This window comes from Pseudomonas sp. AC242, assembly GCF_979258655.1.
The window spans coordinates 566,568-592,319 of the sequence record NZ_OZ409873.1; the positions used below are offsets into that span (position 1 = coordinate 566,568).

Genomic DNA, 25,752 nt, shown 5'->3' on the forward strand with positions numbered 1-25,752 from the left:
AGCTGCCGAAGGCTGCGATCTTTTGACCTCGGCCCGTTTCTTACAGGAACCAAGCATGAGCCTACTGACACGCCTGCTGGCGCGCGGCACTGTCGTGCTCGCCAATTCGGCATCCAAGCTGCAATCGCTGCAAATGCGCCTCACCGCCGGCGAAGTGAACGACGACATGGAGCACTTCGAACCTTACGGCTTCACCAGCCATCCGCTGGCCGGCGCCGAAGGTGTCGTCACTTTTCTCGGCGGCGACCGTTCCCACGCCATCGCCCTGGTCATCGCTGACCGCCGCTATCGCCTGCAATCGCTGGCGTCGGGCGAAGTGGCGATCTACACCGACGAGGGCGACAGGATTCACTTCAAGCGCGGGCGGATCATCGATATCGAAACCGCCACGCTGAACATCCGTGCCAGCAGCGCGGTGAACTTCGATACGCCGGTGATCAACCAGACCGGCAAGATCGTTTCCACCGGCGATCAACTCGCCGGTGGCATCAGCCAGATCAAACACGTGCACGTCGGTGTACAGGCCGGCAGCGGCCAGACCGGCGCGCCGGCAGGAGGCAAGTGATGCTGATCAGCCAAAACCTCCACGCCGCGCTGACCCGCGCCGTGCTCATCAGCCTGTTCACCTGGCGCCGCGCCGCCGATGACGACGCCCTCGACGACGAAGAGCGTTTCGGCTGGTGGGGCGACACGTTTCCCACCGTTGCCGACGACCGCATCGGCTCGCGGCTGTGGCTGTTGCGCCGGGTCAAGCTGACCCGACAAACGCAGATGGACGCCGAGTTCTATGCCCGCGAAGCCTTGCAATGGCTGATCGACGACGGCCACTGCAGCGCCATCGACATCATCAGCGAACGCCTCGACGCCCAGCGCCTGAACCTGCGCACGGTCCTGACCTTGGCTGACGGCGAACGTCTGGACATCAACCCCGATAACAGTTGGCAGGTGATCTATGCCGTTTGAAACCCCTTCGCTGCCGGTGCTGATCAAGCGCACCCAAAGCGACCTGGCCGGCGATTCGCTGCGCCAGTCCGATGCGCAAGTGCTGGCCCGTACCCTCGGTGGCGCGGCTTATGGTCTGTACGGTTATCTCGACTGGATTGCCGAGCAGATCCTGCCGGACAAGGCCGATGAATCGACCCTGGAGCGCATCGCCGCACTGCGTCTGAATCAACCGCGCAAACCCGCGCAAGTCGCCAGCGGCAGCGTCAGTTTTACCGCCACTGCCGGTGCAGTGCTGGACGTCGACACGTTGCTGCAATCGAACGACGGTCGCACCTACAAAGTCACCGCCGCGCGCACCACGGTCAATGGCAGCAACACCACTACCATCGCCGCGCTGGATGCCGGCAGCCTCGGTAATGCCGACGCCGGTCTGGCGCTGACACCGGTGCAGCCAATTACCGGTGTGGTCGGCACCAGTTTTGTCGTGCTGGCGCCGGGGCTCAGCGGCGGCGTGGCACGGGAAAGTCTGGAGTCGCTGCGCTCGCGGGTGATTCGTTCCTACCGCGTGATTCCCCATGGCGGCTCGGCCAGTGATTACGAGACCTGGGCGCTGGAAGTGCCGGGCGTAACGCGCGCCTGGTGTCGTGGTGGCTTGCTCGGGCCAGGCACGGTGACGGTGTTCATCATGCGTGATGAAGACCCGCAACCGGTGCCCAACGATGAGCAATTGGCGGAGGTTCAGGCGTACATCGAACCGCTGCGTCCGGTGACTGCGGAAGTGCACGTACAGCGGCCGATTCAAGTGCCGGTGGTGTATCGCTTCAAGAGCGTCAATCCGGACACCACCGCTGTGCGCGCCGCCGTTGAAGCGCAGTTGCGCGACCTGCACAACCGCGAGGCCGACCTGGGTGTGCCGCTGCTGATCAGCCATATCCGCGAAGCCATCAGCAGCGCCGGTGGTGAGTACGATCACACCCTGACCGCGCCGGCCGCTGACGTGCCTGCCGGGCAAAGCGAACTGCTCACCTTCGGAGGTTGCGTATGGGGGGCATAAGAACCGCCGCGCAATATCAGGCGCAACTGCGCGCCTTGCTGCCCAGTGGCCCGGCGTGGGACCCGGAGCGTGTGCCGGAACTCGAAGAAGTGCTGCAAGGCGTCGCCGTCGAACTGGCCCGCCTCGATGCCCGCGCCGCCGACCTGCTCAACGAGATGGACCCGGCCGGCGTCAGCGAACTGGTGCCGGACTGGGAGCAGGTGATGAACCTGCCCGACCCGTGCCTGGGCGCCACGCCGCTGTTCGACGACCGCCGCCTCGCCGTACGCCGGCGCTTGCTCGCGGTCGGCAGCCAGGCTGTCGGTTACTACCTCGACATCGCCAAAAGCCAGGGCTACCCCAACGCGACCATCACCGAACTCGAAGCCCCACGCATGGGCCGCTCGCGTTTTGGCTCGGCGCATTGGGGCACGTGGGAAGCGCAGTTCATGTGGACGCTCAACACCGGCGGCCGCTTGCTGCTCGGCCGGCGTTACGGCGCGAGCTACTGGGGCGAGCGTTTTGGCGTCAACCCGGGCTCGGCGCTGGAATGCCTGATCCACCGCAGCGCCCCGGCGCACACCAAGGTGCACATCAATTATGACTAGGGAGGCATGAGCCATGGATTATCCGAACAGTGTTCCCAGCGCCGGCTTGGTGAATGGGAAGTTTGTCGATGAGAACCCGATGACCGGAACCCCGGGATCGCTGATTCCGGCGGATTGGGGGAATGGGGTTACGCAGGAAATTCTCAATGTGATCAATGCGGCCGGGCTGACGCCGGACGAGAAGAAATACGATCAGCTGTTGCAGGCGATTCAATCGGTGACGGCCAAGGGCTGGAATCAGGATCTGGCGTTGCCACTGGTGGCGTTGCCGCTACCAACGGTAGCCACTGCCGATGGCCGGCTGACGGTCAGCCCGGCAGCTGCCGCTACCAGCGGTGGCAAGGTTTCGATCGCGGCGGGTACGTTTATCAGCCTGGGGCAGGAAGTGGTGAATGGCCAGTTGGGCCGCTCGCGCACTTTTGTGACATCGGCCTGGAGCAGCGTGGATCTGTTGCCCAGCAGCCATTACTTTCTGCGCGCGCAAATTTCCGGTGGTGCGCTGACGTTCTACGTGCAGCGTGGCAACATTCATGACGTGACGCCCGAGTCGTTGAAAGGAACGGTAAACGGTGCCGCCGGTGGTGGGTTCCAGTCAACGGCACTGGACATGTGCCTGGCCTGGGTCGTGACCGGCGCACCGGGTTCGGTGCCGACGGTGCGAACGATTTACAACCGTGCCCGCTTGACCTGGACCCAGACCGTCAACGGGACCGGCGCGATTTTCCTGCCGCTGGATCCGCACGCACGTTCTGCCCGATTGGTTGCCGGCAATCCAACGCCGTCCTCGACGGCAGTGACGTCGGTCGCCTTTCCGTCAACGGGATGGGCGGGCGGTAACTATTGCTTCCTTTCGCCCATTATTGCGGGAAGTTCCAACAACCCCGGGGGCTGGAACCCGGCAACGGTTTCCCCTTGTGTGTTGTTTACCAACAACATCGTTAACGACGTGACGGTTTCAACGCTGGCCGCCAGTTTCGACCATGCCAATCTGCGCTCGTTGTGGCAGTGCTATCAGGCAGAACACAACCTTGGTCAGTCGAACGCCGACAGTGATGAGCTGTTACTCAGCATGGGCATCAAGAGCCACCCCGTCACCGACTACAGCGTCGGGATTGCGATCAACTTTGCAGACGCCGTGAACGTCCAACTGTCGTGGGAGCTTATTCGATGATCGTGATTCAGGAACTTCATCAGTTCGACGGCGAAATGCGCCTTCCTCAACCTTCTGCCGCCCATGACTGGGACGGTGAGAAGTGGGTCGTGAACGGCGATAAGCAGGCTGTGCTGAACGAGCAGGAAACTGAACGTCTGTGTACCAAAGTCGACGCCACCGCCGACAACATCCGCACCGCGCTGGCCGGCGACCCCCTCAAAGCCTTGGAGTACGCCCAGGCCGCCGCTGACGCGCAGGCTTATCAGGACGCCGGTTACCCGAAAAAGGAAGTGCCGCTGTCAGTCGCCGCGTGGGTTGTCAAAGGGCGCACGGCTAAACAGGCCGCCGAGCAGATTCTGAGCAAGGCCGATCAACTGACCGACCATCTGCTGGCGCTGCGTACGCTGCGCCTGAAAGCCAAAGCGCAAATTCGCGCACAGGCCGCCAAGGGCAACATGGATCTGGCGCGCAGCGCGGGTGAGGAAGCTTTGGTCGCCATTCGCGAGCTGACCAGCGGCCTTTCCAACTAAGCCGAAAAGCCTCCGTTCAGCGTCACCCAAGCCCACTTCAATGTGGGCTTTTTATTTTCAGAAAACAGACCGCGGGCAGGCACCTAAAAGGCGCCGTGTCGACGCCGGTCATTTGTCATTTCAAAGGAACGAACAACCTATGGATTACCCAAAAAGCGTCCCCAGCGTCGGCTTGGTTGATGGCCGCTTCGTTGATGAAAACCCAGTGGCGGGTACGCCGGGATCGTTGATTCCGGCGGTGTGGGGCAACAGTGTCACTCAGGAAATTCTGAGTGTGATCAGCGGCGGTGGGTTGGTGGCCTCCGAGGCGGATACCAGCCAGCTATTCAAGGCGATTCAGTCGATTGTCAGTAATGCCAGTCCGATGCGCTCGGTGATTACCCGGCTTGCAGCTTCCAAGTCACTGACTGAGCAGGAACTCGGACTTGTTTTGATCGATGGCAGTCCCGCCCCCGTGACCCTGACTTTACCTCCGGCGGATGTTTCTCTGGGTGTACGCGATGTGATTCTTCGTCGTGTCGACAACAGCGGCAATCGCCTCGTTGTTCAAGCATCCGGCACCGACAGGATTCGCTTTCACACCTACTTGTCGGCCAGCGGTTATCCGTTTCTGGTGTTGATGGGGGGAGGTGACTGGTGGCATCTGCGCAGTGACGGAGCCGGGAGCTGGTGGCCGATAGGACGCTTCGACAATACCGCCTTGGGACGCCCGTTTTTGGAGACCACCACAACGCTTAACCCGGGAGGTTATGGCGTTCCCAACGGTGATCTGTTCAAGCGCGCCGAATGGCCGTGGCTGTGGGATTTTGCTCAGGCGTCCGGGGCACTGACGACCGAAGCGGCCCGAGCGGGCAGAGAAGGTGGCTGGACCAGTGGCGATGGCGCTTCGAACTTTCGAATTCCCGAGATTCGGGGTGAGTTTTTGCGGGTGCTGAGTGAGAGCAGAAGCGTTGATGCTGGACGTGTAATAGGCAGTCTGCAAATGCACGCCTTGCAAAGCCACAACCATTATCTGCCGACGGGAACCGGGGCGACATTCAAGCCTGCTCCAGCGATTCCGGATACCGCCTGGGACGTTACCACCAACGTCAATTTTTTACCGACTTCAGCAACGGTGGCAACGACCTATCCCAACCCAGCATTCGACAATGATGCCTACATCGGCAATATCGGCAATTTCGCTGGCGAAACCCGACCGCGAAACATCGCCTATCCCGCGCGAATCAAATTTATCTGAGGTGCACATGTTCAATTATTTGATAGATGACAGCGGTGCATTGACCGGGCCTGTCGAGTTTCCGCTGGTGCCCGGGATCGGTCTGCAACTGCCAAGCAATGCTGTGACGCTGAGCATCGAACTCTCCCCTGCGCCTGAGGGGTTTGCCTGGGCCTATAACAAAGGTTCGTTGCAACAGCAGATCGATTGTCGTGGGGATGTCTATCGCACTGACACAGGCATTCGGGAAACCTGGAACGCGCTTGGCGAATTGCCGGAGGGCTTCACCCGGTTGCCTTTTCCGGGTGGCTTTCACGTCTGGTTGGGCAACGCCTGGCAGGTCGATGAGGCCGCGCAACTGGCGGATCGCAAACGCATCGTCCTCGTTCAACGCGACGCGTTGCTTCGCGATGCGGTGCTGCGCATCGCGCCCCTGCAATACGCCGAAGACATCGGCGATGCCAGCCATGACGAACAACTGCTGCTGATCGAATGGAAGCTCTACAGCGTCGAGCTGAACCGCATCGAAAAACAGGCCGGTTTCCCCGATGAAATTACCTGGCCGGTCGCACCCGGCACATCCTTAGCCAACTGAATTCAGCACAGGGAGCAGTGCAATGGATTATCCAAAAAGTATTCCCGGGGTGGGGCTGGTCAACGGCGGCTTTGTCGATGAAAACCCGCTCGCCGGAACACCGGGATCGTTGATTCCCGCTGCGTGGGGCAACAGCGTCACGCAAGAAATTCTCAACGCGATCAAGGCGGCCGGGGTGACGCCTGATGAAGCCAAAACCGACCAATTGGCAACGGCCATCGGAGCCATGGTCGATTTCACCAAATTGAGAAACACCCCGACGACTTTGAGTGGCTACGGCATCATCGATGCGGTGGGACGACTGCTGGCGGTCCGGCAGATCGAGACGGTCGGGATCACAGTTTACAAGCCCAATCCCAAGGCCAAACGCATTCGTGTGAGGTTGGTGGGGGCGGGTGGCTCGGGAGGCGGGTGTGAGCCTGTGCCGGCAGGTAACCAAATTCTTGGTGGCGGTGGTGGCTCCGGTGCTTACGCGGAAAGCCTGTATGACGTCACCGCACAAATGCTCGCTGGCGTACCCGTTTCGCTGGGCGCCGGTGGTGCAATCAGCAACTCCACAGGCATGGCGGGCGGTGGCGCTTCTTTCGGCGCCTACATGAGCGTTTCGGGGGGAGGTGGTGGGCAAAAACTTGCGATCGTGACTTCGGCTACATCGTCTGGATTCATTCAGGGCGGAGTGGGCGGGACGATCACCGGGGGCAATCTTTGCAGCGCCCGTGGCATCACCGGAGGATTCGGGATGAGTAACGCCAATTGGGGACTGCTCTCGGGGTGTGGGGCTGCGAGTCCGTTCGACGGCGGGGCTTCTTTCACCGGCTCTAATACGGTTGGCAATGCTGGAAGCCGTGGCTCTGGTGGCAGCGGTTCATGCTCGGTCAACCCTTCGGCTTCAGTCGTCAGCGGTGCTGGCGGCAACGCCTTCTGTGAAATCTGGGAGTACGAGTAATGGCCCGTTATGCACGAGTGGAAAACGGTGTTGCGGTCGAACTGATCGATACGGGCGGCTACTCGATTACCCAACTGCTTGCCCCCGCTTTCATCGAGACGATGGTGCAGGTGCCGGAGGGCAAGCAGATCGAGATCGGCGCGCCCGTTGGCGAACTGCGCCAAGAGATTGCGCCGTTGCCGATAGTCGACAATCCGGTCGTTTCCACCGAAGCCATCGTCGAAGAACAGGAACCTTTGGCAGCAGCGCGCACTTGGCGTCAGTCCAGCCTGTCGGCCACAGAGTGGTGGGTGACGCGGCATCGCGACGAGCAGGCGCTGGGGCGTGGGACGACGCTCAAGGCCGCGCAGTATCTGGAGTTGCTGGAATACCGTCAGGCACTGCGCGACTGGCCTGATTCAAGCCAGTTTCCTTCGATAGTTTCCCGGCCTTCGGTCCCCGCGTGGTTAGCCGCACCCATTGGCTGAGACCCGCGCCAAAAATTTTTCAGATTAAGGAGATAAGCCTTGGACTATCCCAGAGTGTGCCCAGTGTCGGGCTGGACAATGGCCAGTTTGTCGACGAGGACCCGGTTACCGGAAAACCCGGTTCGCTGATCCCGGCGACGTGGGGCAACAGCGTCACGCAAGAAATTCTCAACGTCATTCAGGCGGCGGGCATGACGCCGAACGAGGTGTCGAATAATCAGTTGTTGGCGGCGTTGCGCAGCCCGGCATTGTTCATGACCGCGCCGCAGTTCGATGTTGGGCGCTCGGCAGCAACGTCCGAGTTTGTGCAACGGGCGCTGGGCAGTTATGCCAGTACTCGCAGTATATCCACCGCCACCCAATTGACTCAGGCAGATGTCGGCTGCTCGATCGGTCTGGGCGGCAACGCGGCGTACACCGTTACGCTGCCGGATGCCGCTGCGGTGCCGAACGGCGTCACGATCAGCCTGCATTGCCGTAACAGTGCGCCCGTCACGGTGGCCAGTAAAACCGGCACGCAAATCAGTCCGCAAGGGGCGTATCTGGCGTGGATCGTTTTGAACAATGGTGAGAGTGCGAACTTTGTCAGAGAGTCTGGAGTGTGGGTGGTTTATGGCACTGCCAGCCTCAAATATTCCTCCTCGTACGCTGCGCAATTCGAGACGGCGGGTTATCAAAAGCTCCCCAGTGGCCTGATCGTCCAGTGGGTGTTGGGATCTTCGGATGCAAACGGTGAGATGAGGGTAACGTTGCCTATCAGGTTTCCTAACGTCGTGTTGGGGGGTATCGCCAATGAAGGTAACCCGATCGGCTGGTCTACCGCGAATACCAGCGTTTGGGGGTTCGATTTGGGAAATTCGACTACTACGGTGGCTTTTGCGCGGGTCAGGAGCATTGATAGCAATGGTGTAAAAGTGTCGCCGGGAATTTCGGGTCGAGTATTGGTTTGGGGGAGATAACCATGGCTATTTACTTTTTTGCTCAGACGCTTGGATTCGATCATATCGAAGAAGCCGGCGCGGACTTACCTGAAGGTGCAGTAGAAATCACCAAGGCGCAATACGCCGAACTGTTCGCCGGGCAGGCAAGCGGCAAAGTCATCAGCGCCAGTGCCAGTGGTCAGCCCGTTTTGATCGACCCCGTCATTTCTCCTGCAACGCTTGCCAGCCACGAGCGCGCATGGCGCAACTACGTTCTGCAGAACACCCAGTGGCTGGTGTTTCGTGATGCCGAAGAACTGGAAGTGGGCGAGGGCACGACTTTGCGTTCCGAGGAATTCAAACAACTATTGGCGTATCGGCAGGCACTGCGCGATTGGCCGAATGATCCGGACTTTCCGAGTTTACCTTCCCGACCAGTTGAGCCTGACTGGCTGGAAGGCTTGCTTCGGACAGGCAGTTGAGGAACTAACGTGGATTATCCAAAAAGCGTTCCCAGCGTCGGGCTGGTGAATGGCAAATTCGTCAATGAAGACGTCGTCGCGGGATTGCCCGGATCGTTGATCCCTGCGACCTGGGGCAACAGCGTTACCGATGAATTGTTGAACGTCGTCAAATCCGCCGGCCTTGAGCCGAGCGAAGCCGATGCAACCCAGTTGTTGCAAGCGATGAAAAAGCTCAGTCAGGCAGGTGAAAACAAACATGCCACTGACATCGGCGCGGCCAATCTCTACATGGCCAATTATGTGCCTGCCGTCACCGCACTGAAGGACGGATTGGCGCTGCGCTTTACTGCCGGTAATGCCAATACCGGGGCGAGTACGTTTGCACCGAACGGGTTGATGCCCCGGCCGCTATTGAGCCTTGGGCTGAGTGCGTTGCGGCCAGCGGAGATTGTCGGCAGCAGTGTGTGTTCGGTGGTGTATAGCGCGGCGCTGGACAGTTGGGTGCTGGTGTATGCGAGCGGTGGTAGTGCTGCGAGCGGCCGGTTGTTGGGGGTAAAGACGTTTACCGTATCCGGTACCTATGAGCCGATAGCCGGGACGAAGCACGTTCTGGTCAAGGTTGTGGGCGGTGGTGGTGGAAGTGCGGGAGTCGGGGCGACCACAACTTCCCAGTATGCAACCGTGGGCGGCGGTGCCTCCGGTAGTTATGCTGAAGCGTGGTTACCTTCCGAGACTATTGGTTCTCGTCAGGTTGTCACGGTGGGGGCTGGCGGAAGCGCGGGACTCGCAGCGGCGAATGCCGGAGGTGGTGGTACCAGTTCTTTTGGCTCGCTGGTTTCTGCTGCCGGTGGTGGAGGGTCGCCGTGGATTGGCTTTGTCGCGAATCAGGGCATGGGGCTTTATACCGGAGGCTATCCCGGTCAGACGGCCAGTGGCGGCAACATCGTCAATAGTGCGGGAAATGCGGGCGCCCCCGGGATATCTGTCAACGGCTCAACCCTTGCTGGGCACGGTGGCAGCTCGCCATGGGGCGGAGGCGGTTTTGGCAGCAGCGCAGCAGGCTCTCTGGCTGCACCCGGTTCCGGTTTCGGCTCCGGTGCGGGAGGAATCGCCAACGCCCCCAATCAACCTGGCAGACCAGGTGGCGCAGGTGCCTCGGGCGCCGTGATCATCTACGAGTACGCCTGATGAAAACCTACGCACGCATCTTCAACAGCACCGTGGTCGAGCTGTTCTCCACCGATGGCAATATGGCCGAGATGTTTCATCCGGATCTGCTCTGGGTCGACATCACTGAAATCACTCCGGTACCGCAAATCGACTGGACCGCCCACTTCGGTACCCTCGGTTGGGTGTTCGACGTGCCCGAAGAACTTGCACCGGACAGCACGCTGAAAACTCTGGCAAAAAAATGGCTGACGGGCATTGGCCGCCAACCATGATTCAATCGGGGCAATATCCAGGGAGGATCAAGCATTATGCAAATAACTGAAAGCAACCTTATCGACATCATGCCGAACGCCCGCTCCCAAGCGGGCGTTTTTGTTTCTGCACTCAACAGCGCGATGGCGCGCCGTCATATCGACTCGCCCAAACGCGTCGCGGCGTTCCTCGCGCAGGTCGGGCACGAGTCCGGGCAACTGCGCTATGTGCGGGAGTTGGGCAACAACCAATACCTGAGCAAATACGACACCGGCACGCTGGCGCTGCGCCTGGGCAACACGCCCGAGGCTGACGGCGACGGGCAGAAGTATCGTGGTCGCGGACTGATCCAGATCACTGGTCGCAGCAACTATCGCCAGTGCAGCGTTGGCCTGTTCGGTGATGAACGTCTGTTGTCCCTGCCCGAACTGCTCGAACAGCCACAATGGGCTGCCGAGTCCGCGGCATGGTTCTGGGAGCAGAACGGCTTGAATGAACTGGCCGATCGCGATCAGTTCAACACCATCACCCGGCGAATCAACGGCGGGTTGAACGGCTTGCAGGATCGCCTGGAAATCTGGGCGCGGGCGAGGGCAGTGCTATGCCAATCCCCTGGCGAGTGATCGGCATCTTATTGCTGGCCGCTGGTGCTTTTGCTGCGGCCTGGCAGTTTCAGGGGTGGCGCTACGAACGGCAATTGGCCGAGCAGGCCCGGTTAAACGCCGAAACCCTCAATCAACTGACGCAGACCGCCGCTGCAGCGCAGCAGGCCGAGCAGGATAAACGTCTGGCGTTGGAGCAGCGGCTCGCGGCCAGTGAACAAACCCATTACCGAGCGCTGAGCGATGCCCAACGTGATCAGGATCGCCTGCGCGATCGTCTTGCCACTGCTGATGTGCGCCTGTCAGTCCTTCTCGACGCCAGCGACGCTGCCCCAGGCTGCAACGTGCCAGCCACCGCCGGCGCCGGCAACGTGGATCATGCAACCGTACGCGCCCGACTTGACCCGGCGCATGCTCAACGAATTATCGCCATCACCGACACCGGCGACCGTGGACTGATCGCCTTGCAGGCGTGTCAGGCGTATGTCAGAGCGCTCGCGCCCGAACATTTTGAATGAGTCTGTGTATTGAAAGCGCAACCGGCTCGTGTACGGTGGAGGCATTCCACACGATCCGGAGCACGCCGTGAAAGAGATCACTCAACTGGCCGCCGACCTTGGCCGACGTCTGCAACTGCTCAATGCCCACGTCACCACCGCTGAGTCCTGTACCGGTGGCGGGATCGCCGAAGCCATCACGCGGATCCCGGGCAGTTCGGCGTGGTTCGAGGCGGGCTACGTCACGTATTCCAATCGACAGAAAACCCAGCAGTTGAATGTGCCAACCGAGTTGTTCGAAACGGTGGGCGCGGTCAGTCGCGAGGTGGTTGAAGCGATGGTGCGTGGTGCGCAGGACAAAAGCCTGGCGCGATTTGCCGTGGCGGTCAGCGGGGTGGCCGGGCCGGACGGTGGTTCACCGAACAAACCGGTGGGCACTGTGTGGCTGGCCTGGGGTGTTGGCGAAACGGTCACCAGTGAGGTTCAGCACTTCCCCGGTAACCGCGATGAAGTCCGCCGACAAACGGTGAAGGCCGCGCTAGAGGGGCTCCTGCGACTAGCGGCACGAGAAATCGAAAATCAGGGGTAGGCGATCCGCGAACGCTGTGGAATAATACTGGCTACTTATACAGGTGTTGGCCGTCAGGCCTTATTGATTACGTGAGGACTTTAATGGACGACAACAAGAAGAAAGCCTTGGCTGCGGCCCTGGGTCAGATCGAACGTCAATTCGGCAAGGGTGCCGTGATGCGTATGGGCGATCAAGACCGTCAGGCGATCCCGGCTATCTCGACTGGCTCTCTGGGTCTGGACATCGCGCTCGGCATTGGCGGCCTGCCAAAAGGCCGTATCGTTGAAATCTACGGTCCTGAATCCTCCGGTAAAACCACACTGACCTTGTCCGTGATCGCCCAGGCTCAAAAAGCCGGCGCGACCTGCGCATTCGTCGACGCCGAACACGCCCTCGACCCTGAGTACGCCGGCAAGCTGGGCGTCAACGTCGACGACCTGCTGGTGTCGCAGCCGGACACCGGCGAACAGGCGCTGGAAATCACCGACATGCTGGTGCGCTCCAACGCCGTTGACGTGATCATCGTCGACTCCGTGGCAGCCCTGGTACCGAAGGCTGAAATCGAAGGCGAAATGGGTGACATGCACGTGGGCCTGCAAGCCCGTCTGATGTCCCAGGCGCTGCGTAAAATCACCGGTAACATCAAGAACGCCAACTGCCTGGTGATCTTCATCAACCAGATTCGTATGAAGATCGGCGTGATGTTCGGTAGCCCGGAAACCACCACCGGTGGTAACGCGCTGAAGTTCTATGCTTCGGTCCGTCTCGACATCCGCCGTACCGGCGCGGTGAAGGAAGGCGACGAAGTGGTCGGCAGCGAAACCCGCGTCAAGGTTGTGAAGAACAAGGTCGCTTCGCCGTTCCGTCAGGCCGAGTTCCAGATTCTTTACGGCAAAGGCATCTACCTCAACGGCGAGATGATCGATCTGGGTGTGCTGCACGGTTTCGTCGAGAAGTCCGGCGCCTGGTATGCCTATGAAGGCACCAAGATCGGTCAGGGCAAGGCCAACTCGGCCAAGTTCCTGGCAGACAACCCGGAAATCGCCGCGAAGCTCGAGAAGCAACTGCGTGACAAACTGCTGACGCCTGCAGTGATCGACTCCAAGGCTTCTGCAGTCAAAGAGACTGAAGACGACCTGGCCGACGCTGACATCTGATTGCAGCGATGACCACCGCCGTACTCGATACCCTCGTCGCTGTGCGGCGAACCGCCATGGACCTGCTCGCACGCCGCGAGCACGGTCGAGTCGAGCTGACGCGCAAACTGCGTCAGCGCGGCGCTGAAGCGGAGATGATCGAAACAGCCCTCGACCGTTTGACGGAAGAGGGGCTGCTTTCCGAAGCCCGTTACCTTGAAAGCTTTGTTTCCTACCGCGCCCGCTCCGGCTATGGCCCGCTGCGGATCCGCGAAGAACTCAGCCAGCGCGGTTTGCAACGTGCCGATATCGAACTCGCCCTGCGCGAAAGCGGTATCAGTTGGCAGGAGCAACTGCAGGAAACGTGGCAACGCAAGTTCTCCGGACATTTGCCGATTGATGCGAAAGAACGGGCCAAGCAAGGCCGGTTTCTGGCGTATCGGGGGTTCTCGATGGAGATGATCAACCGCTTGTTCAGCGGTCGCGGCATGGACGATTAAACCGCTTCAATAAAAACGGCCCGCTATGAAAATAGCGGGCCGTTTTTTTTTGCCTTCAAATTGCCTTTGACGGCTCGCGGCTGCGTTGCGCTGTTTGCGGTTTTGAATCGGCCCAGTTTTCCGGCAGATTGATGTAATCGATCAACTCCCTCAGACGCCCGTGCGTTCGGGCATTGAAAGCGAAGGCCAGTCGTGCCAGATGGCTGAACTGCGCTTCATCGTGTTCCTCGCCGGCGTAGGCGTGTTGATGAAACTGGTCACTCAGGCACAGATCGGCGAATGCTTCCTGCATGTGCGCCAACGCCTGATCGCTGAGCTTGTGATTCATACGAATCACGAATTGGCGCTTGAGCCAGCGGCTGGAGTGGAAGTTGCTGTAGAACTGGGCGATCTGTTCCACCGCTTCCTCAACGGAGTAAACCAGACGCATCAGTCTCATATCGGTCGGCAGGATGTAATGGTTTTCCTCCAGTTGCTGGCGAATGAAGTCCATCGCGCCTTGCCAGAATGTGCCGCCCGGCGCATCCAGCAGCACCACCGGCACCAATGGACTTTTCCCGGTCTGGATCAATGTCAGCACTTCCAGCGCTTCATCCAGCGTGCCGAAACCGCCTGGGCACAAGACCAGCGCGTCGGCTTCTTTGACGAAAAACAGTTTGCGCGTGAAGAAGAAGTGAAACGGCAACAGATTGCCGGTGCCGTCCACCGTAGGATTGGCATGCTGCTCGAAGGGCAGGGTGATGTTGAAGCCGAGACTGTGATCGCGGCCGGCACCTTCATGCGCGGCAGCCATGATGCCGCCCCCGGCGCCAGTGATGACCATCATCCCCGAGCGGGTCAACGCCGCGCCGAGTTCACGGGCCATCGCATACAGCGGATGCTCGACCGGCGTGCGCGCCGAACCGAATACCGTGACTTTGCGTCGGCCTTTGAACTGCTCCAGGACCCGAAACGCCTGCTCCAGTTCGCGCAGGGCTTGCAAGGTAATCTTGGCATTCCAGCGGTTATGGTCTTCCTGGGCCATGCGCAGCACGGTCAGGATCATGTCGCGGTAGATGGGGATATTCGGGCTGTTGGGTGAAACACGGTTGAGTTGTTCTTCGACCTTACTGATGAGGTCGGGACCGCTTTCCTGAAAATGACGGCTCAAGAGGTCATTCGGTTGGTAAGGCATTCAACGTCTCCTTCTGCACAGAGCGGATGGCCCTGACGAGCGGCGTCAGTGCCGCGCTGCAAAAAACACACGATCGGCAGTTCCTTGTCTGCCGTTGAAAAATGATCGGGAATACTCTGAATCTAGACCCTTGCGCGCATTTGCGCTGACTTGATCATTGCGCCGTAAAGTTTTGGCTGGCAATCGTTTGTTGATTTTCCGCGCGTTGCTTCACCGCTCGTCCGAACGTGCACCGAATGGCAAACCCTCTGATTAACTAACGTACAGGCGCCTTACGACAGCTTTAGGTCAATAACCGTACGCAAGGTGCACGCGATTCAAGGATTTGCGGGTGGCAAGGAGGCGGGACACATGGCCAGAGTGATTCTGGAGATCGATACGCAGTTGTATCGGATGTTGAAGGCATCAGCCGAGACCAATCAACTCAGTCTCGAAGAGGAGTGCTGCCGGCGGTTGGCGGGTGGCGAGCGTCGTTCGCACTATTTACAGGCTTTGCTGGCTGAACTGCGCGCCGAGGATGAACAGCGGCGCGCCAATTCGCGATAGTTACTTCTTCTTCGCCGGGGCGGCTTTCGGGCAATCCGATTCCTGATAGCTGGCGGAGCCGATCGCTTTGTTGGTTTTCACTTCCGTAAAGTCGTAACGCATGATCGCGCCCTTGGCCATCAGCTTGCGGTACGACGGGTTGTTGCATACCGAGGCGCCCAACTGGAAATACACGGCTTTAGGGTCAGCGCGCATTTTGTCGGCGTGGCTCTTCTGTACGCTCAGGTGGTTGATCAACTGAGTGCCTTCAACGGTGTAGCCTTGATCAAGAATGTCTTCATTGATTGCCCGAGGCGTGCCGACGCTGCTCTGGGCGGCGACGTTGCGCAGCTCTCGGTTCAGATTCTGCTCACTCAGGGATGCAGCCTGAGCGGTGAAGGACGACGCCAGCAGAATGGCAGCGGTAGGAACGATAAGGCGCAGCATGAAACTCTCCTGATTCAGTGACTGGTGGTTCGACCAGCCCTGTGGCTGTGCGTTCAGTGGCGCCGGATTATAGGGGAGCCGGTCGGGACGGTACAGGTTTGCACTCGCCGCTCTGGTAAACTGCCCGCCTTTATAGCCTTGCCGAGTGCTGTGCGTGTCGAGTTTTCCTGCCGTAAGGCGTTGCCCGTGACCCATCATGCCCCCAACGCCGTAGCCCGCTTGCGCGATCAGCGCGAGGACGAGGGCATCAAGCCGATTCAGGCCCGTGGCTTTCGCTCCGAGCGTTGCCGCGACTGCCGGGTGATCATCAGCCATTGTTTGTGCGCCTGGCGTCCGAGTGTCGAAACCCGATCGGGCGTGTGCCTGATCATGACCGGCAAGGAAGTGTTCAAACCGAGCAACACCGGTTGGCTGATTGCCGACGTGGTGCGCGATAACCATGCGTTTATCTGGTCGCGTACCGAGCCTGATCCGCAGATGCTGGCGCTGCTCAATGATCCGCAATGGCAACCGTATCTGGTGTTTCCCGGCGAATACGTCGAGCCGTCGCGAGTGACCAATACTGTCGCGATCGATAGCAGCAAGCGCCCGTTGTTCATTCTGCTGGATGCGACCTGGACCGAAGCGCGGAAGATTTTCCGCAAGAGCCCGTATTTTGATCGCTTGCCGATTCTCAGTCTGCTGCCCGACAAACTCTCGCGTTACCGCTTGCGCCGTTCGACCCGCAGCGAGCACCTGTGCACCGCCGAAGTCGCGGCATTGTGCCTGGAACTGGCTGGTGACAGCGACGCCGCCTCTGCGCTGGACGCCTATTTTGACGTGTTCAGCCAGCATTATCTGGGCGCCAAACAGCAACTGGACATGAATGAGTCAACGCCGGCTCACGCCGAGTTGTTGCCCTATATACGAAAGCCGCAGCCGGAGTTGGCCCAATAGTGGCCCATACTGTACAAGCCAGCGGCCGTGCTGCTTGACCACCCCGTCTTCGCTGGGCATGCTTGGCGCCGATTGGGGTGCGGCCAAGGTTTGAAACGCCGTGTTTGCTGTTGATTGGCGTTGAACGTGCCCCTGTAGATACCGCTTTCAAGCGGCATCTTGAGTTGCTTTGGCCAGACCGGAATGCACCGGGTCTGCCATCAAAAACAGGATCATTTGAAAAATGGCCACATACGACATCCTGATTGCCGATGACCACCCTCTGTTTCGTAGCGCCCTGCATCAAGCGGTGACGCTGGGCCTTGGCCCGGACGTCCGGCTGGTAGAAGTGGCGAGCATCGCCGAGCTGGAATCTCGCCTGACCGAAAAGGCTGACTGGGATCTGGTCCTGCTGGACCTGAACATGCCCGGCGCTTTCGGGTTTTCCGGTTTGGTCATGCTGCGCGGGCAGTACCCGCAGATTCCGGTGGTGATGGTTTCGGCGCAGGAAGAAGCTTCGGTGATGGTCAAATCCCGTGAGTTCGGCGCCAGTGGTTTTATCCCCAAGTCCAGCGACCTCAGCGTGATTCAGGAGGCCGTGCGCAAAGTGCTCGATGGCGATGTTTTCTGGCCGCCGCAGGCGTTCGAGGCAGTCGCCGTTTCCGATGAAGCCAAAGCCGCCAGCGATGGTCTCGCCAGCCTGACCCCGCAGCAGTTCCGCGTCTTGACCATGGTCTGCGAAGGCCTGCTGAACAAGCAGATTGCCTATGAGCTGAGTGTGTCGGAAGCGACCATCAAGGCCCACGTCACGGCGATCTTTCGCAAGCTGAATGTGCGCACTCGTACGCAAGCGGCTTTACTGCTGCAACAACTTGAGTCAATTCCGAGCCAATAAAGGCTGGCGTCTTCACGCTTTTTTGACTTTTGTTGCTCTAGCTTTCCCACTCCTTTTTGGTTGGTTTCTACTTTATGTCACCTTTCAAGGGCCAGACCGGCCTGAAACGCATCCTCAACGCCTCCGGTTACTCGCTGGACGGCCTGCGCGCAGCCTTCACCGGTGAAGCAGCCTTTCGCCAATTGGTACTGCTCAATGTGGTGCTGATTCCGCTGACGTTCTTCCTCAATGTCAGCCGCGTTGAGCAGGCACTGTTGATTGCCGTGTGCCTGCTGGCGCTGATCGTCGAGTTGCTGAATTCGGCGGTGGAAGCGGCCATCGACCGCATTTCGCTGGAGCTGCACCCGCTGTCGAAGAACGCCAAGGACATGGGCAGCGCCGCACAATTCGTCGCACTGAGCATGATTGCGCTGGTGTGGGCAGTGGTTCTGCTTTAAGCGATTGTCGGCAAAACGATCTCGTCGCTGCGCTGCACCCCGGCGGTGAAAGCGCGGCACAGCTCGAGAAATTCGCGCATGGCCGAAGTCTGGTACTTCTGCTTGTGCCAGATGAAGTAAAACTGTCGGGCCAGATCCAGGTCCGGCGTCTCCACCGGCACCAAGCTGCCGCGTCGGAACGCGTCACGCAGCGCCAGCCGCGAGATGCAGCCAATCCCCAGTCCTGATTCCACCGCGCGTTTGATCGCTTCGGTGTGTTCCAGCTCCAGACGAATATTCAGCGCACTGCGATGGTGACGCATGGCCTGATCGAAGGTCAGCCGCGTGCCGGAACCCTGTTCGCGCAGAATCCATGCCTCGTGCGTCAGCTCCTCCATGGTCGCCGTACCGCGTTGGGCCAGTGGATGCTGCGGCGCGCAGAACACCACCAGCTCATCTTCAACCCAGCTCTGCACTTCGATATCCGGGTGGCTGCAATCGCCTTCGATTAGACCCAGATCAATTTCGTAATGGGCGACTTGCTGCACGATATTGGCAGTGTTCTGCACGTGCAGCTTCACCTGACTTTCCGGGTGGCGTTGCATGAAACTGCCGATCAGCAGCGTCGCCAGGTAATTGCCGATGGTCAGCGTTGCGCCCACCGACAGCGAGCCGAAACCGGATTTGCCGTTGAGCAGGTCTTCGATTTCCTTGGCCTGATCGAGCAGCGCCACCGCTTGTGGCAACAGCTGTTTGCCGAGGGCGTTGAGGCTCAGCCGTTTGCCGGCGCGGTCGAACAGCTGGCAGCTGGATTGGCGCTCGAGCTCGGTGATCGAGGTGCTCGCGGCCGACTGCGAGAGGTTGAGCAGACCCGCAGCACGGGATACGCTTTCCTGCTGGGCGACGGCGACGAAGACTTGCAGTTGACGGAGAGTAAATCGCATATCGATATAACCGATAACCCTTATCTTAATAATCCAGTTAACAGATATTGTCGTCGCTATTAGAATGCGATGCAATTGCGCACCGTCGCCTTCAAAAGCCAGCGCAGACCCAATCTCCAGGAGTCAAACGTACATGAGCAACATGAACCACGAGCGTGTCCTCAGTGTTCATCACTGGAACGACACTCTGTTCAGCTTCAAGTGCACCCGCGATCCGGGTCTGCGCTTCGAGAACGGTCAGTTCGTGATGATCGGCCTGCAACAGCCCAACGGCCGCCCGCTTATGCGCGCTTACTCGATCGCCAGTCCGAACTGGGAAGAGCATCTGGAGTTCTTCAGCATCAAGGTGCAGGACGGCCCGCTGACTTCGCAACTGCAGCACTTGAAGGAAGGCGACGAGATCATCATCTCGAAGAAGCCTACCGGCACCCTGGTGCTGGACGACCTGAACCCGGGCAAGCACCTGTATCTGCTGAGCACCGGCACTGGCCTGGCGCCGTTCATGAGCGTCATTCAGGACCCGGAAACCTACGAGCGCTTTGAAAAAGTGATCCTGGTCCACGGCGTGCGTTACGTCAACGAAGTCGCCTACCGCGAATTCATCACCGAGCACCTGCCACAGAACGAGTTCTTCGGCGAAGCGCTGCGTGACAAGCTGATCTACTACCCGACCGTGACCCGCGAGCCTTTCGAGAATCAGGGCCGTCTGACCGACCTGATGCGCAGCGGCAAGCTGTTCAGCGACATCGGCCTGCCTCCGATCAACCCGCAGGACGACCGCGCGATGATCTGCGGCAGCCCGAGCATGCTCGACGAGACCAGCGAAGTGCTCGACAGCTTCGGCCTGAAGATCTCGGCGCGGATGCGCGAGCCGGGTGATTACCTGATCGAGCGTGCGTTCGTCGAGAAGTAATCCCCAAAACTGTAGGAGTGAGCCTGCTCGCGATAGCGATGGATCAGTCAAGATGGATGTCGACTGACACGGCCCTATCGCGAGCAGGCTCACTCCTACAGAAAAGCAAAAAGCCCGCGTTGCCTGTGAAGGCAGCGCGGGCTTTTTCGTTTCCGGGGTCAGGCCCCGGCAGGAATGACTTCCAGCACGCGGATCTGCTCCGGTGTCGGGTAATGCCAGCGCACGTCCAGATCCCAGAACTGTGCGCCATATTCACGCTCAGGCACCGGGGTTTGATAGGCCGGGCGCGGATCCTGCGCCAGGCACTGTTTAATCAGTTCAACCAAGGGTTCGCCAAGGCGCTGAGCGTGTGTGTGCGCCTGTTTCAGTGCTGAGTCCGTCCACTGCACGTCAATCAGCTGCGGTGCTGCACTGGCGATGCTGTTGGAAGCTTCGGGAATGATGTCGGCGTAAGGCACGTAGGGTTTGATGTCGAGAATCGGCGTGCCGTCGAGCAAGTCGATCCCGGAGATGAACAGCCGATGGGCTTCGACCTTGTCCAGTTTCACCACTGACTGACCGATGCCGTTCGGCCGGTGAGTCGCGCGGGTGGCGAACACGCCCATGGACTTGTTGCCGCCCAAGCGTGGAGGGCGGACTTTCAGGCGCGGCTTATCTTCGAGCGCCTGATGGAAAAGGAACAGCAGCCAGACATGGCTGACCTGTTCCAGACCCTGCACGGCGTCACCCTGATCGAACGGCGCCACCAGTTCCAGCACGCCACGGGCGGCGGGGGCCAGTTGTGGCTGGCGTGGGATGGCGAATTTCTCCTTGAAGCAGGAGCGCACGAAGCCGATGGGGGAGACGCTGTAAGTCATGGTTTGCATTCGAAGCGGGGCAGGGTGGGCATGATAACCCGACAGCCCTCAAGTCTGGTGGTGGTCGGGCGGCCGCCATCGCTGGCAAGCCGGCTCCCACAGGGTTATCGAGTGGCCACATAATCCAGGTACACCAAAAAAAACCTGTGGGAGCTGGCTTGCCAGCGAAGCCGCACCGCCGATCTCAGAGACTGAACCCGCCATCCAGCGGAATAATATTCCCGGTCATATAAGCCCCAGCCGTACTTGCCAGACTGATCGCCAGCGCCGCCATCTCTTCCTCCCGCCCCCAACGCTTCATCGGAATCAAAGCCGAATCCTCAGCCAGCGCCTTCTCATCATTACCAATATGCTGAGTCATCTTGCTCGGAAACCGCCCCGGCGCAATCACATTGACGTTGATGTGCTGGCTCACCAGCTCCCGCGCCAGAATCCGCGACAATTGATGCAGGGCGGCTTTACTCGGCCCGTAGGCGTACGCCTGCTCACCAAACGAAGAAATCCCCGCCACCGAACCAATGTTGATAATCCGCGCCGGATTCGCCGCTGAGCCAGCCTTGCGCAACAGCGGCAGAAATTGCTGGATGCAACTGAACACCGACGTCACGTTGAGCTGCATGACCTTCTCCCAGCCCTTGACCGGATAGCTCTCCAGCGGCGCGCCCCAAGTAGTGCCGGCGTTGTTCACCAGAATATCCAGATGCGTGATCTGCTCACCCAGGCGCGCGGCCAGCTCCTGTACGCCTTCTTCCGTCGCCAGATTCGCGGCGATGCCATGACATTTGCCCAGGGCACTGAGTTCTTCAGCCGTTTGATGGCAGGCTTCGGCATCGCGCGAGCAGACATAGACGCGGGCACCAGCCTCGACAAAGGCCTTGGCGATCATCTTGCCGATACCACGGGTGCCGCCGGTCACCAGAGCGGTGCGGCCTTGCAGGGAGAAATACGGGTGCATGGCGAGTCCTGAGGATTAGGGATCAGTACACCCTAGTCGTCAGCCGCACGAAGCGGAGCCATTATTTCTGGAGGGAATGAACAATCATGCGTTGCGGCGGCGACCATCAGTCGCCACCGCAGAAGGGGATCAGGCCGGGCGAACGCGCAGGGTCAGACCCTTGAGGAAGTTGCGCAGCAACTGGTCGCCGCACGGGCGATAGTTGGTGTGACCAACTTTGCGGAACAGTGCGCTCAGCTCAGGCTTGGACACCGGGAACTCGGCAGCCTTGAGAATCGCGTGCATGTCGTCTTCTTTCAATTCGAAGGCCACGCGCAGTTTTTTCAGAATGATGTTGTTGGTCACCGGCACTTCGATCGGCTGCGGCGGACGGCTTTCGTCCTTGCCACGCTTGAAGATCACCAGACCGTCGAGGAAGTGCGCGATGACTTCGTCCGGGCAGCGCACGAAACCTTCTTCGTCTTCTTCTTTCTTGTCGAGCCAGGTCACCACGTCGGCGAGCGCGACTTCCATGCCGCCGAGTTTGATGATCTCGACAACCTTCTTGTCGCTGATGTCGAGCATGTAGCGCACGCTGCGCAATACGTCGTTATGAATCATGTGAGTCATCCTGATAAGCGTTGTGGGCAGCACGCGGGCGCGCTACCGGAATGTGTGGCGGCAGTGGAAGTCTTAGAACTTCTCTTTGCCGGACAGGTAGCGCCATTGGCCGACCGGGACTTTGCCGATCGAGACACCGCCGATACGGATGCGGCGGATGCCGATGACCTTCAGGCCGACCGCTTCGCAGAACTGGGCGATGATGCCGGGCTGCGGATTTTTCATGGCGAAACGCAGACGGTTTTCGTTCTGCCAGCTGGCCTTGACCGGCGGCAGCTCCTTGCCCTTGTGGGTCAGGCCGTGCTGCAAACGGTTGAGGCCGTGAGCGACCATGTCACCTTCGACCTCGACCACGTATTCCTGCTCGATCTTCGCGGCGTCGGCGGTGAGCTTGCGGAGGATTTTCCAGTCCTGAGTGAACACCAGCAGGCCGCTGGCCTTGGCTTGCAAGTCGGCGCTGGCGGTCAGGCGCAGGAAGTGCCCGCGCAACGGGCGCTTGCTGAAACGGTGCTCTTCGCTGAGGGTTTCGGCGCTGAGCGACTGCATGGCAGTCTCGACGTCCATACCGGCCGGCGCGTTGAGCAGGATGGTTACCGGCTCCGGTGCGGTGGCCTTGGCGTCCTTGTCGAGCTCGACCTTCTGGTCGCCGACCTTGAATTGCGGCTCGTCAATCACTTCGCCGTCCACGGTGACCCAGCCGCCCTCAATGAACAGCTCGGCCTCCCGGCGGGAGCAACCGACCAGTTCAATGAGGCGTTTGGAGAGGCGAATCGGGTCAGTCATGACAGGGCCGTAACAAAAAAGGGGTGGGCATTGTACCTGTGTGGCGCCGGTTAAGTCCGGTTCCATTTTCACGGTGTCCGTATTCCCTGTGGGAGCTGGCTTGCCAGCGATGGCATCACCTCGGTGCATCTGTCAGACCGAGGCGTCTGCATCGCTGGCAAGCCAGCTCCCCCAGGGGGCCATGGTGTGTCAGCCGTTACTGGAGCGCTGCTGGTTCTGACGCAACCGCATATGCAGCAACGGATACGGCTGGCCCATGCCATCCACCTCCGAGCGGCCGATCACTTCAAAACCCTGCTTGAAGTAAAACCCCAGTGCCTGCGGATTCTGTTCGTTGACGTCGAGTTCATCAGCATTCAGGTGCTGCATCGCGTAGTCGAGCAGTTTCTTGCCCAAACCCTTACCGCGGTGGTCGGGATCGATGAACAGCATTTCAATCTTGCCCGCCGCGACACCGGCAAACCCCGTGATGCGCTGATTGGCGTCCTTGGTGCAGATCAGCATTACTGCATCGAGATAGCGGGTGAGCACCAGATTGCGCAGCAGCTCGATATAGCTGTCCGGCAGAAAATCATGTGTCGCGCGAACCGAGGCCTCCCAGACCCGGGTCAGTTCCTGGTAATCGCTGAGTTTCGGCGTGTGGATGACCGAATGGTGACGCATGCCCGTCTGCCTCTTGTCCGTTTCAAGGGAGTCCGTCCCCCGCTAAACGATAGCCGTAAAAAAGCCCCGCATCTCGTAAAAAGAGCGGGGCTTTCCGTATTTATTGCGGTGTCTGGCTGGCTATTTCTGTCGCCAGCAAGATCTCTCCCCCTCACCCCAACCCTCTCCCCCAGAGGGGGCGAGGGGGAAGGGAGCTGATCTTCGTGCTGTTCAGAAGCTGAGTTCGACTCGATATTTCAAGTCGCCGTCATTCTGAAGAGCACCTCGATCAGTCCCCTCTCCCCCAGAGAGGGCGAGGGGGAAGGGAGCTGAACTTCGTGCTTTTCAAACCTGAGTTCGACCGGATAGCTCAGGTCGATGTACCTCGAAAGAACAACACGGTCAGCTCCCTCTCCCTCTGGGAGAGGGCTGGGGTGAGGGGCTTTTGATCTTCAGATCAGATCTGCTCAGCCCACAGGTCGTATTCGTCAGCGTCAGTCACTTTGCACCAGACCTTATCGCCCGGCTTCAAATTGCTGCCGTTATCAATAAACACGTTGCCATCGATTTCCGGGGCATCGAAGAAGCAGCGGCCAACCGCGCCTTGCTCGTCGACTTCATCGACCAGCACTTCAATCTCACGGCCGATGCGCATTTGCAGGCGGGCCGAGCTGATCGCTTGCTGGTGCGCCATGAAGCGATCCCAACGATCCTGCTTGACCTCGTCCGGAACGATCTCCAGATCCAGATCATTGGCTGGCGCGCCGTCTACCGGCGAGTACTGGAAACAGCCGACGCGGTCGAGCTGGGCTTCGGTCAGCCAGTTCAACAGGTACTGGAAGTCTTCTTCGGTTTCGCCCGGGAAGCCGACGATGAAGGTCGAACGGATGATCAGGTCCGGGCAGATTTCGCGCCAGTTATTGATCCGCGCCAGTGTCTTGTCTTCGAAGGCCGGGCGTTTCATCGACTTCAACACTTTCGGGCTGGCGTGCTGGAACGGGATGTCCAGGTACGGCAGGATCTTGCCGGCGGCCATCAGCGGGATCAGCTCGTCGACGTGCGGGTACGGGTAAACGTAGTGCAGACGCACCCAGACGCCGAGGGTGCTCAGCGCTTCGCAGAGTTCGGTCATGCGGGTTTTCACCGGCGCGCCGTTCCAGAAACCGGTGCGGTATTTCACGTCAACGCCGTAGGCGCTGGTGTCTTGCGAGATCACCAGCAACTCTTTAACGCCGGATTTGACCAGGCGCTGAGCTTCGTCCAACACATCACCGACCGGACGGCTGACCAGTTTGCCGCGCATCGACGGGATGATGCAGAAGGAGCAGCTGTGGTTGCAGCCTTCGGAAATCTTCAGGTAGGCGTAGTGGCGCGGGGTCAGCTTGATGCCTTGCGGCGGCACCAGGTCGATCAGCGGGTTGTGATCCTGACGCGGCGGCACCACTTCGTGCACAGCATTGACCACTTGCTCGTACTGCTGCGGACCGGTCACGGCCAGCACGCTCGGGTGCACGTTGCGGATGTTGCCTTCTTCCACGCCCATGCAACCGGTGACGATCACCTTGCCGTTTTCCTTGATCGCTTCGCCGATCACTTCCAGCGACTCAGCCTTGGCCGAATCGATGAAACCGCAGGTGTTGACGACTACAACGTCGGCGTCCTGATAGGTGGACACCACGTCATAACCTTCCATGCGCAGCTGGGTCAGGATGCGCTCGGAGTCGACCAGTGCTTTCGGGCAACCCAGAGATACAAAGCCAACCTTCGGATTGGCCGGCGCAGGAGTGGTGGACATGTCTAACCTCGGTATTTTGTGACATCGCTTTCTTGGTGCGAAAGCCGACGGATGGGCGCTTAGGGCGCGCCTCTGATCAAAAAGTGCGCAATTCTAGCGGCGGGCAACGCAGTTGACCAGCTTTATGCAGGGAAATACGACGAGTGCTGCGCTATGCTTCGCGCCGTTGAGCTTTACCAATTTTTTACAGTCAACAAAACGTCTGTAACAACAGGTAAAACAGCGCATGCTGCACCACAAAGCATAGTGCTTCATTCAAGAAGCCGGTTCTGAGAAGTAGGAGTGT

33 protein-coding genes are annotated in these 25,752 nt (G+C 59.7%); 24 read left to right on the plus strand and 9 right to left on the minus strand.

From position 1 onward, the window contains the following. Window positions 1–55 precede the first annotated feature (55 nt). The 19 genes from ACZZ0A_RS02505 to recX all read left to right on the plus strand — a co-directional run bounded on the left by ACZZ0A_RS02505 (window position 56) and on the right by recX (window position 13,605). The gene (locus tag ACZZ0A_RS02505) at window positions 56–565 is read left to right on the plus strand and encodes a phage baseplate assembly protein V (protein ID WP_463542475.1); all 510 of its coding nucleotides are present in this window, start codon (window positions 56–58) and stop codon (window positions 563–565) included. Continuing rightward, complete coding sequence (locus ACZZ0A_RS02510) at window positions 565–963, plus strand: phage GP46 family protein (protein WP_054047083.1); 399 nt, start codon at window positions 565–567, stop codon at window positions 961–963. Before ACZZ0A_RS02505 ends, ACZZ0A_RS02510 begins: the two co-directional genes overlap by 1 nt. Further along, on the plus strand, window positions 953–1,999 hold the full coding sequence (locus ACZZ0A_RS02515) for a baseplate J/gp47 family protein (RefSeq protein ID WP_007908770.1): 1,047 nt from the start codon (window positions 953–955) through the stop codon (window positions 1,997–1,999). Before ACZZ0A_RS02510 ends, ACZZ0A_RS02515 begins: the two co-directional genes overlap by 11 nt. Next, window positions 1,987–2,586 carry a YmfQ family protein gene (locus ACZZ0A_RS02520; protein ID WP_007908769.1) on the plus strand — a complete coding sequence of 200 codons (600 nt, stop codon included), beginning with the start codon at window positions 1,987–1,989 and terminating at the stop codon, window positions 2,584–2,586. Before ACZZ0A_RS02515 ends, ACZZ0A_RS02520 begins: the two co-directional genes overlap by 13 nt. 13 nt (window positions 2,587–2,599) lie before the next feature. Beyond that, window positions 2,600–3,757 (plus strand): phage tail protein, encoded by a 1,158-nt coding sequence (locus ACZZ0A_RS02525; protein ID WP_463542476.1) that lies wholly within the window; start codon window positions 2,600–2,602, stop codon window positions 3,755–3,757. Further along, window positions 3,754–4,269 (plus strand): hypothetical protein, encoded by a 516-nt coding sequence (locus ACZZ0A_RS02530; RefSeq protein WP_007908765.1) that lies wholly within the window; start codon window positions 3,754–3,756, stop codon window positions 4,267–4,269. The genes ACZZ0A_RS02525 and ACZZ0A_RS02530 overlap by 4 nt, the downstream gene beginning before the upstream one ends. Window positions 4,270–4,408: 139 nt before the next feature. Further along, a complete protein-coding gene (locus ACZZ0A_RS02535) occupies window positions 4,409–5,506 on the plus strand; it encodes a hypothetical protein (protein WP_007908764.1) in 1,098 nt (365 codons plus the stop codon). Between the two features lie 7 nt (window positions 5,507–5,513). Further along, window positions 5,514–6,080, plus strand: coding sequence for a tail fiber assembly protein (locus tag ACZZ0A_RS02540; RefSeq protein WP_095112469.1), 567 nt, complete (start codon window positions 5,514–5,516; stop codon window positions 6,078–6,080). 22 nt (window positions 6,081–6,102) lie between these two features. Next, window positions 6,103–7,026, plus strand: coding sequence for a glycine-rich domain-containing protein (locus ACZZ0A_RS02545; protein ID WP_007908760.1), 924 nt, complete (start codon window positions 6,103–6,105; stop codon window positions 7,024–7,026). After that, the gene (locus tag ACZZ0A_RS02550) at window positions 7,026–7,493 is read left to right on the plus strand and encodes a phage tail assembly chaperone (RefSeq protein WP_463542477.1); all 468 of its coding nucleotides are present in this window, start codon (window positions 7,026–7,028) and stop codon (window positions 7,491–7,493) included. Before ACZZ0A_RS02545 ends, ACZZ0A_RS02550 begins: the two co-directional genes overlap by 1 nt. Then, window positions 7,469–8,452: a gp53-like domain-containing protein gene (locus tag ACZZ0A_RS02555; RefSeq protein ID WP_463542478.1), complete on the plus strand. Its 984-nt coding sequence runs from the start codon at window positions 7,469–7,471 to the stop codon at window positions 8,450–8,452. Before ACZZ0A_RS02550 ends, ACZZ0A_RS02555 begins: the two co-directional genes overlap by 25 nt. 2 nt (window positions 8,453–8,454) lie before the next feature. Beyond that, entirely contained in the window at window positions 8,455–8,895 is a 441-nt protein-coding gene (locus ACZZ0A_RS02560; RefSeq protein ID WP_463542479.1) for a phage tail assembly chaperone, read from the plus strand. A gap of 9 nt (window positions 8,896–8,904) precedes the next feature. Continuing rightward, entirely contained in the window at window positions 8,905–10,065 is a 1,161-nt protein-coding gene (locus ACZZ0A_RS02565; protein ID WP_463542480.1) for a glycine-rich domain-containing protein, read from the plus strand. Further along, complete coding sequence (locus ACZZ0A_RS02570) at window positions 10,065–10,319, plus strand: hypothetical protein (protein ID WP_007908751.1); 255 nt, start codon at window positions 10,065–10,067, stop codon at window positions 10,317–10,319. The genes ACZZ0A_RS02565 and ACZZ0A_RS02570 overlap by 1 nt, the downstream gene beginning before the upstream one ends. 36 nt (window positions 10,320–10,355) lie before the next feature. Further along, on the plus strand, window positions 10,356–10,922 hold the full coding sequence (locus ACZZ0A_RS02575) for a glycoside hydrolase family 19 protein (RefSeq protein ID WP_007908750.1): 567 nt from the start codon (window positions 10,356–10,358) through the stop codon (window positions 10,920–10,922). Then, on the plus strand, window positions 10,901–11,419 hold the full coding sequence (locus ACZZ0A_RS02580; protein ID WP_007908749.1) for a lysis system i-spanin subunit Rz: 519 nt from the start codon (window positions 10,901–10,903) through the stop codon (window positions 11,417–11,419). Before ACZZ0A_RS02575 ends, ACZZ0A_RS02580 begins: the two co-directional genes overlap by 22 nt. Before the next feature lie 67 nt (window positions 11,420–11,486). Then, entirely contained in the window at window positions 11,487–11,987 is a 501-nt protein-coding gene (locus ACZZ0A_RS02585) for a CinA family protein (protein ID WP_257357170.1), read from the plus strand. An 83-nt stretch (window positions 11,988–12,070) separates the two neighbouring features. After that, window positions 12,071–13,126 (plus strand): recombinase RecA, encoded by a 1,056-nt coding sequence (gene recA, locus ACZZ0A_RS02590; RefSeq protein WP_007908746.1) that lies wholly within the window; start codon window positions 12,071–12,073, stop codon window positions 13,124–13,126. Window positions 13,127–13,134: 8 nt separating this feature from the next. Continuing rightward, entirely contained in the window at window positions 13,135–13,605 is a 471-nt protein-coding gene (gene recX, locus ACZZ0A_RS02595; RefSeq protein WP_007908744.1) for a recombination regulator RecX, read from the plus strand. Window positions 13,606–13,660: 55 nt separating this feature from the next. Here recX and ACZZ0A_RS02600 read toward each other — a convergent pair whose 3' ends face one another. After that, the gene (locus ACZZ0A_RS02600) at window positions 13,661–14,779 is read right to left on the minus strand and encodes an LOG family protein (protein ID WP_095112454.1); all 1,119 of its coding nucleotides are present in this window, start codon (window positions 14,777–14,779) and stop codon (window positions 13,661–13,663) included. A 351-nt stretch (window positions 14,780–15,130) separates the two neighbouring features. On the opposite strand from ACZZ0A_RS02600, the gene ACZZ0A_RS02605 reads away from it, so the two are divergent. Then, complete coding sequence (locus ACZZ0A_RS02605) at window positions 15,131–15,325, plus strand: hypothetical protein (RefSeq protein ID WP_007908740.1); 195 nt, start codon at window positions 15,131–15,133, stop codon at window positions 15,323–15,325. Here the strand turns inward: ACZZ0A_RS02605 and ACZZ0A_RS02610 are convergent, their stop codons facing one another. Further along, window positions 15,326–15,751: a PA3611 family quorum-sensing-regulated virulence factor gene (locus tag ACZZ0A_RS02610; protein ID WP_007908738.1), complete on the minus strand. Its 426-nt coding sequence runs from the start codon at window positions 15,749–15,751 to the stop codon at window positions 15,326–15,328. 186 nt (window positions 15,752–15,937) lie between these two features. Here ACZZ0A_RS02610 and ACZZ0A_RS02615 point away from each other — a divergent pair, with 186 nt between their 5' ends. The 3 genes from ACZZ0A_RS02615 (at window position 15,938) to ACZZ0A_RS02625 (ending at window position 17,998) form a co-directional block, all read left to right on the plus strand. Then, window positions 15,938–16,687, plus strand: coding sequence for a tRNA-uridine aminocarboxypropyltransferase (locus ACZZ0A_RS02615; protein ID WP_007908736.1), 750 nt, complete (start codon window positions 15,938–15,940; stop codon window positions 16,685–16,687). 223 nt (window positions 16,688–16,910) lie between these two features. After that, on the plus strand, window positions 16,911–17,561 hold the full coding sequence (gene erdR, locus ACZZ0A_RS02620) for a response regulator transcription factor ErdR (protein ID WP_007908734.1): 651 nt from the start codon (window positions 16,911–16,913) through the stop codon (window positions 17,559–17,561). Between the two features lie 74 nt (window positions 17,562–17,635). Further along, complete coding sequence (locus ACZZ0A_RS02625) at window positions 17,636–17,998, plus strand: diacylglycerol kinase (protein ID WP_095188899.1); 363 nt, start codon at window positions 17,636–17,638, stop codon at window positions 17,996–17,998. On the opposite strand, the gene ACZZ0A_RS02630 is transcribed toward ACZZ0A_RS02625, so the two are convergent. Continuing rightward, window positions 17,995–18,921: a LysR family transcriptional regulator gene (locus ACZZ0A_RS02630; protein ID WP_007908725.1), complete on the minus strand. Its 927-nt coding sequence runs from the start codon at window positions 18,919–18,921 to the stop codon at window positions 17,995–17,997. The genes ACZZ0A_RS02625 and ACZZ0A_RS02630 overlap by 4 nt on opposite strands. 133 nt (window positions 18,922–19,054) lie before the next feature. Between ACZZ0A_RS02630 and fpr the strand changes: the two genes are divergently transcribed. Next, a complete protein-coding gene (gene fpr / locus ACZZ0A_RS02635) occupies window positions 19,055–19,834 on the plus strand; it encodes a ferredoxin-NADP reductase (RefSeq protein WP_007908723.1) in 780 nt (259 codons plus the stop codon). Window positions 19,835–19,992: 158 nt separating this feature from the next. Here fpr and tsaA read toward each other — a convergent pair whose 3' ends face one another. From tsaA to rimO, 6 genes are all read right to left on the minus strand, one after another. Further along, window positions 19,993–20,700, minus strand: coding sequence for a tRNA (N6-threonylcarbamoyladenosine(37)-N6)-methyltransferase TrmO (gene tsaA / locus ACZZ0A_RS02640; RefSeq protein WP_463542481.1), 708 nt, complete (start codon window positions 20,698–20,700; stop codon window positions 19,993–19,995). Between the two features lie 175 nt (window positions 20,701–20,875). Next, a complete protein-coding gene (locus tag ACZZ0A_RS02645) occupies window positions 20,876–21,646 on the minus strand; it encodes an SDR family oxidoreductase (RefSeq protein WP_463542482.1) in 771 nt (256 codons plus the stop codon). Between the two features lie 129 nt (window positions 21,647–21,775). Beyond that, window positions 21,776–22,246: a YehS family protein gene (locus ACZZ0A_RS02650; protein WP_007908719.1), complete on the minus strand. Its 471-nt coding sequence runs from the start codon at window positions 22,244–22,246 to the stop codon at window positions 21,776–21,778. Between the two features lie 72 nt (window positions 22,247–22,318). Next, a complete protein-coding gene (locus ACZZ0A_RS02655; protein ID WP_042704893.1) occupies window positions 22,319–23,029 on the minus strand; it encodes an rRNA pseudouridine synthase in 711 nt (236 codons plus the stop codon). A 189-nt stretch (window positions 23,030–23,218) separates the two neighbouring features. Next, on the minus strand, window positions 23,219–23,692 hold the full coding sequence (locus ACZZ0A_RS02660; protein ID WP_463542483.1) for a GNAT family N-acetyltransferase: 474 nt from the start codon (window positions 23,690–23,692) through the stop codon (window positions 23,219–23,221). 436 nt (window positions 23,693–24,128) lie between these two features. Next, window positions 24,129–25,466 (minus strand): 30S ribosomal protein S12 methylthiotransferase RimO, encoded by a 1,338-nt coding sequence (gene rimO, locus ACZZ0A_RS02665; protein WP_123374629.1) that lies wholly within the window; start codon window positions 25,464–25,466, stop codon window positions 24,129–24,131. Window positions 25,467–25,752: the final 286 nt, after the last annotated feature.

Coding starts and splice junctions, on each gene's coding strand:
- ACZZ0A_RS02505 (WP_463542475.1), top strand. CDS start 56: ATGAGCCTACTGACACGCCTGCTGGCGCGCGGCACTGTCGTGCTCGCC.
- ACZZ0A_RS02510 (WP_054047083.1), top strand. CDS start 565: ATGCTGATCAGCCAAAACCTCCACGCCGCGCTGACCCGCGCCGTGCTC.
- ACZZ0A_RS02515 (WP_007908770.1), top strand. CDS start 953: ATGCCGTTTGAAACCCCTTCGCTGCCGGTGCTGATCAAGCGCACCCAA.
- ACZZ0A_RS02520 (WP_007908769.1), top strand. CDS start 1,987: ATGGGGGGCATAAGAACCGCCGCGCAATATCAGGCGCAACTGCGCGCC.
- ACZZ0A_RS02525 (WP_463542476.1), top strand. CDS start 2,600: ATGGATTATCCGAACAGTGTTCCCAGCGCCGGCTTGGTGAATGGGAAG.
- ACZZ0A_RS02530 (WP_007908765.1), top strand. CDS start 3,754: ATGATCGTGATTCAGGAACTTCATCAGTTCGACGGCGAAATGCGCCTT.
- ACZZ0A_RS02535 (WP_007908764.1), top strand. CDS start 4,409: ATGGATTACCCAAAAAGCGTCCCCAGCGTCGGCTTGGTTGATGGCCGC.
- ACZZ0A_RS02540 (WP_095112469.1), top strand. CDS start 5,514: ATGTTCAATTATTTGATAGATGACAGCGGTGCATTGACCGGGCCTGTC.
- ACZZ0A_RS02545 (WP_007908760.1), top strand. CDS start 6,103: ATGGATTATCCAAAAAGTATTCCCGGGGTGGGGCTGGTCAACGGCGGC.
- ACZZ0A_RS02550 (WP_463542477.1), top strand. CDS start 7,026: ATGGCCCGTTATGCACGAGTGGAAAACGGTGTTGCGGTCGAACTGATC.
- ACZZ0A_RS02560 (WP_463542479.1), top strand. CDS start 8,455: ATGGCTATTTACTTTTTTGCTCAGACGCTTGGATTCGATCATATCGAA.
- ACZZ0A_RS02570 (WP_007908751.1), top strand. CDS start 10,065: ATGAAAACCTACGCACGCATCTTCAACAGCACCGTGGTCGAGCTGTTC.
- ACZZ0A_RS02575 (WP_007908750.1), top strand. CDS start 10,356: ATGCAAATAACTGAAAGCAACCTTATCGACATCATGCCGAACGCCCGC.
- ACZZ0A_RS02580 (WP_007908749.1), top strand. CDS start 10,901: ATGCCAATCCCCTGGCGAGTGATCGGCATCTTATTGCTGGCCGCTGGT.
- recA (WP_007908746.1), top strand. CDS start 12,071: ATGGACGACAACAAGAAGAAAGCCTTGGCTGCGGCCCTGGGTCAGATC.
- recX (WP_007908744.1), top strand. CDS start 13,135: ATGACCACCGCCGTACTCGATACCCTCGTCGCTGTGCGGCGAACCGCC.
- ACZZ0A_RS02600 (WP_095112454.1), bottom strand. CDS start 14,779: ATGCCTTACCAACCGAATGACCTCTTGAGCCGTCATTTTCAGGAAAGC.
- ACZZ0A_RS02605 (WP_007908740.1), top strand. CDS start 15,131: ATGGCCAGAGTGATTCTGGAGATCGATACGCAGTTGTATCGGATGTTG.
- ACZZ0A_RS02610 (WP_007908738.1), bottom strand. CDS start 15,751: ATGCTGCGCCTTATCGTTCCTACCGCTGCCATTCTGCTGGCGTCGTCC.
- erdR (WP_007908734.1), top strand. CDS start 16,911: ATGGCCACATACGACATCCTGATTGCCGATGACCACCCTCTGTTTCGT.
- ACZZ0A_RS02625 (WP_095188899.1), top strand. CDS start 17,636: ATGTCACCTTTCAAGGGCCAGACCGGCCTGAAACGCATCCTCAACGCC.
- ACZZ0A_RS02630 (WP_007908725.1), bottom strand. CDS start 18,921: ATGCGATTTACTCTCCGTCAACTGCAAGTCTTCGTCGCCGTCGCCCAG.
- fpr (WP_007908723.1), top strand. CDS start 19,055: ATGAGCAACATGAACCACGAGCGTGTCCTCAGTGTTCATCACTGGAAC.
- tsaA (WP_463542481.1), bottom strand. CDS start 20,700: ATGCAAACCATGACTTACAGCGTCTCCCCCATCGGCTTCGTGCGCTCC.
- ACZZ0A_RS02645 (WP_463542482.1), bottom strand. CDS start 21,646: ATGCACCCGTATTTCTCCCTGCAAGGCCGCACCGCTCTGGTGACCGGC.
- ACZZ0A_RS02650 (WP_007908719.1), bottom strand. CDS start 22,246: ATGATTCATAACGACGTATTGCGCAGCGTGCGCTACATGCTCGACATC.
- ACZZ0A_RS02655 (WP_042704893.1), bottom strand. CDS start 23,029: ATGACTGACCCGATTCGCCTCTCCAAACGCCTCATTGAACTGGTCGGT.
- ACZZ0A_RS02660 (WP_463542483.1), bottom strand. CDS start 23,692: ATGCGTCACCATTCGGTCATCCACACGCCGAAACTCAGCGATTACCAG.
- rimO (WP_123374629.1), bottom strand. CDS start 25,466: ATGTCCACCACTCCTGCGCCGGCCAATCCGAAGGTTGGCTTTGTATCT.